2 protein-coding genes and 2 pseudogenes are annotated in these 4433 nt (G+C 31.2%); 2 read left to right on the top strand and 2 right to left on the bottom strand.

Annotation, left to right across the window (positions count from 1 at the left end; all coding sequences use genetic code 11):
* Positions 1–259: pseudogene (locus IDG60_RS07385) on the bottom strand (hypothetical protein); the annotation flags it as partial.
* A gap of 125 nt (positions 260–384) precedes the next feature.
* On the opposite strand from IDG60_RS07385, the pseudogene IDG60_RS07390 reads away from it, so the two are divergent.
* Positions 385–973 (top strand): annotated as a pseudogene (locus tag IDG60_RS07390) (hypothetical protein).
* Positions 974–1119: 146 nt separating this feature from the next.
* On the opposite strand, the gene IDG60_RS07395 reads toward IDG60_RS07390, so the two are convergent.
* Entirely contained in the window at positions 1120–3909 is a 2790-nt protein-coding gene (locus IDG60_RS07395) for a type I restriction endonuclease subunit R (protein WP_103182702.1), read from the bottom strand.
* A 212-nt stretch (positions 3910–4121) separates the two neighbouring features.
* Between IDG60_RS07395 and IDG60_RS07400 the strand changes: the two genes are divergently transcribed.
* The gene (locus IDG60_RS07400) at positions 4122–4403 is read left to right on the top strand and encodes a hypothetical protein (RefSeq protein ID WP_001550030.1); all 282 of its coding nucleotides are present in this window, start codon (positions 4122–4124) and stop codon (positions 4401–4403) included.
* Positions 4404–4433: the final 30 nt, after the last annotated feature.

A 4433-nucleotide genomic window follows, 5' to 3' on the forward strand; every position in this document is an offset into this window, starting at 1 on the left:
TGTCTCCTTTTTTGACTGTTTGCCCGTCCGCTACTTGCACACCCAAATATGTTCCAACCTGATTATTTTTATAATATGTTTTAACTTCACGTGGATATGCCTTACCTTGTAAATCTAATTGTCTTTCTTTTTCAACCGTATATGTATTGTATGCTTCTTTACTCTCAGTTCCATAGTTAAAATGTTTCAAAATTTGTGATATCGTAATCAATACTAATAATACACAAATAACAATTAGCCATTTCCTTTTACGCCTCAATTTATGTCCTCCTATAAATGTTAAATACTCTTCAAACCATTTTTTATACTTATTTTTAATAAAATATATTTTTTATATTATTTTTATGATAAAATATAGGAGAATTATATCATTAGGAGGTCTATATGTCATTATCAAAACTACCTTTGTTTAATCACTTTGCAAATATCCGCATTCAACCAAAGTTAATCATTAAGCTGTTTCTGACTTTGATAATAATTGTTACATATACATTTGTTAGTGGACTATAAAAAGTTATTGAGTGAAGCAGGACTCTCAGAGACATCATTAGCACAAATAAAAATTTTTAGTCAAATTAGTATTTTTTTCTCAAGAGTTTTCAGCGTATTATTTACATTTTTAATCATTCTAGTTATCTCTAGAATTATGCGCTCAGATGCTAATACAAAATCTATATTCTCTGCAACGTTAAGCTACATACTGTTTACAAATGCTATTAGTTTAATTATACTTACCATCCAAATAAGTGCCGGTTTATCATTAATTGACTATTCTATTACTAGTTTAAATATTTTTGCTAAAGGAAATCGCATTCTGGGTACTTTCGACTTACAATTTTTTGTACAAGCATACATACTTACAGTCATGCTAATTGGTACGTCGAAACTTTCTATACGAGCATCCACTATTTGGGGTATTATATATCTTATTTTAATTATCACTTTTTCTTTGATTAGTATTAGCATTCAGTGATATTTTCAGATAAAATGTCTCTATTAATTAATAAGTTTAAAACAAGGAACATTCGTTATATTCTTGATAAGATGAATTTAACAAATGAGCCTTTTCTAATGAAATAATAATGCCCCCTACACTAATCTAGCGAGGGGGCTGAATCATTACACACCGTATTTTTCAGTTGTTTCTGCCACGAAAGATTCAATGGCTTTTCTTGCTTTACGCTTTTCTTTCAATGGCAAATCACCAATCATTTTTTTAAGGTGATGTGGGTTTACAACACCACTATACTGGTAGTCATTTGAAATTGTTTTTAGGGCTTGTTCATCGATAGATCTCTCTCCAGCAAATCCTTTGAACTCCGCTTCTTTTTTAATACTTTCGAAATTAACATATTCTTGATCGATATCATCATCCTTATTTAAAGAAGGTACAACATTGTCGATGAATTCTCTAATTAGATCTCGTTTTAACCTCAATGTCGGATCATCTGCATGATCTAAAATGCGTCTAATTTGTTCTTGGTTACGACGTTGTTCCGCTTTGTCTTCAAGATCAATTTGTCTCAATATATTCATAATATAATTCACATTAATCGTATCATTACGCATCATTTCTATTTCGAAATCAATATCATTTAAAATGGATACTTTATTTTTCTCAGCCGTCGCTCTTTTTACTTGATCGTACACAGCTAAATATTTACTTTTATAGTCTTCATTCTCTTGTTCATCCATTCCAATTTCATCAATTGTAAACTCAAACTCGTCAAATGCTTTTAAACGTAATATTATTTTAGCTAATAAACGATAAGCTTCAACAAAGCGCTTTAGCTCTTCTTCATCTTGAATGTCATCAACCATGTGTGGTGTCGGCACAATCATTTTAAGCTCACGATAAGCGTCCATAAATTCTTTTTTATACTCTTCATAACTGCGCATTAAAATTGTATCCGTATCATTTGTTTGTGAGAATACTCTCAGTGCATCGTCTGTCTCTTTTTTCAAGTCACGATAGTTTACAATTTTACCAAATGGCTTTGATTCTTTTTCAACCCTATTTGTACGTGAATACGCTTGAATTAAATCATGATACATTAAATTCTTATCAACATATAAAGTGTTCAGTACTTTACTATCAAAACCAGTTAAGAACATATTAACAACGATTAAGATATCAATTTTACTATCTTTAACGCCCTTTTTAACGTTTTTTGAAATATGATTAAAATACTCATTAGTTGTGTCTGTTGAAAAATTCGTCTCGAACTTTTTATTATAATCACTAATCATTATCTCTAATTTTTCACGTGAATGATATGGCACTTCACCATCACGATCATCTTCATTAGGTTTAAACGTAAATATACCAGCTATCGTTAACGGTTGTTCCAACTTTTTGTTAAGTCGCTTAAATGTCTCATAATATTTAATAAGCGCGTGAATACTTTGGACTGTAAATATACTTGAATATTGACGATTACGTGTATATTTATCATGATTATTGATGATATGTCGTGTTACTAATTCCACACGTTTATCCGCTAACCATACTTCTTCCGTATCAATTGCTTCAACCATGCTGTTATCTTCTGCTTTTAAAGCTTTATTTTTAAAAGTATTAATATAGTCAACTGAGAAACCAAGTACATTACCATCATGAATGGCATCTCTAATTAAATACGTATGTAAGCATCTACCGAAAATATCTGCAGTTGTTCTACCATCTTGACTACTATTTTCTGGAAAACGTGGCGTACCAGTGAATCCAAAGTATTGGGCATTTTTGAAATGTTGTTTAACTAGACGATGCATGTCACCAAATTGACTGCGATGACACTCATCAATAATAAATACAACTTTATTCGTTTTATACTGTTCTAATAAATGGGCATTCCCTTGAATCGCTTTAGCCATTTTTTGAATCGTCGTTACAATAAGTGGCAAACTTTTATCATTTAGTTGGCGTACCAGTTGCGAGGTATTAAAAGTTTTGTCTACAGCACCCTTAGCAAATTTATTAAATTCCTCTTCTGTTTGACTATCCAAGTCTTTACGGTCAACCAAAAAGATAACTTTCTTAATGTCATCTTGCTGTGATAAAATCTGACTCGCTTTAAAAGAAGTCAACGTCTTACCACTTCCAGTTGTATGCCATACATATCCATTATTCCCTGTCTCAGTCGCTTGTTGAATAAGTGCTTCTACCGCATACACTTGATACGGACGCATTGCCATCAGTATTCTATCTGTTTCATTAATAATCATATAGCTCGATATCATCTTAGCTAATTGACAGGGTCTCATAAACGACTCAGCAAATGATTGTAATGTATTGATTCGGTTATTCTGTTTATCACTCCAATAAAACATGTGACTCTTCAATAGTTCGCTATCATTATTAGAAAAGTATCGCGTTTCAACACCATTACTAATGATAAACATTTGTATGTAGCGGAATAAGCCTGTGTAATTTTGTTTGCGGTAACGTTTTACTTGGTTAAACGCCTCATTAATATCAATACCTCGACGTTTCAATTCAACTTGGACAAGGGGTAGTCCGTTGATTAATATCGTTACATCATAACGTGCTTTATATGTATCCTCGACAGATACTTGATTCGTCACTTGAAACTTATTTTTACACCAACTTTTCTTATCTAAAAACGACAAATAAATCTCAGACTCATCATCACGTCTAAGTGGTAATTTATCACGTAAAATACGGGCACTCTCGAAAATACTTTTCCCATCAATCATCGTTAACAGACGTTGAAATTCTTTATCTGTTAAGGGATTGCCTTCTAATTTGTCCGCATGACGCTCATTTAAAATCGTTCTAAAATTATCAAGCAATTGCTTATTATCACGTATCGTTACTCTTTCGTAACCCAATTGTTCAAGTTGATTCATCATTTCATTTTCTAATGCGTATTCACTTTGGTATGCCATTCATATCCCCTTCCATACACTTTCTATTGCTCTAAATATATCATAAACTTTAATGAAAAATGTTTGTTTTTTATCTTCAAACGTAAATTTATTCTAATTTTATTGTCTTATCTTTTAATATTTGTCTTTGAGGTAAGTCGTATACTAAAATTTGAATACAAATAATCAAATCATTGATAAATTTTTTGTCTACGATTAATGGAGGGACTTGAATGGTGTTAATTACCTATCAAATCATTTTATTTTTTATTATTAGTCTAAGTTACTATTTAACTTTAAATCATTACATGGCAGTCACTGTAGGTAACTTCACTTCAATATTCGGCATGTTCGCAGCCATACTCTTTATGTACTACTACCTACTCTATAAAAGTCCCGAATACAATCAACGCAAACGATTTAAACATTTCATTCATATCACTAATTTGATAATAATTGCTTTTAGCACCTTCGTATTAGTTCATTTAGCATTAAAATTATTCTTCAGCATTTAATTTCCATCTATGAAAAAAGCAAAGCTCAAA

The sequence above is a fragment of the Staphylococcus sp. EG-SA-2 genome (assembly GCF_017152085.1).

Excerpts from the sequence above, each read along its gene's own strand:
- IDG60_RS07400 (WP_001550030.1), top strand. The coding sequence starts at position 4,122 with ATGGTGTTAATTACCTATCAAATCATTTTATTTTTTATTATTAGTCTA.
- IDG60_RS07395 (WP_103182702.1), bottom strand. The coding sequence starts at position 3,909 with ATGGCATACCAAAGTGAATACGCATTAGAAAATGAAATGATGAATCAA.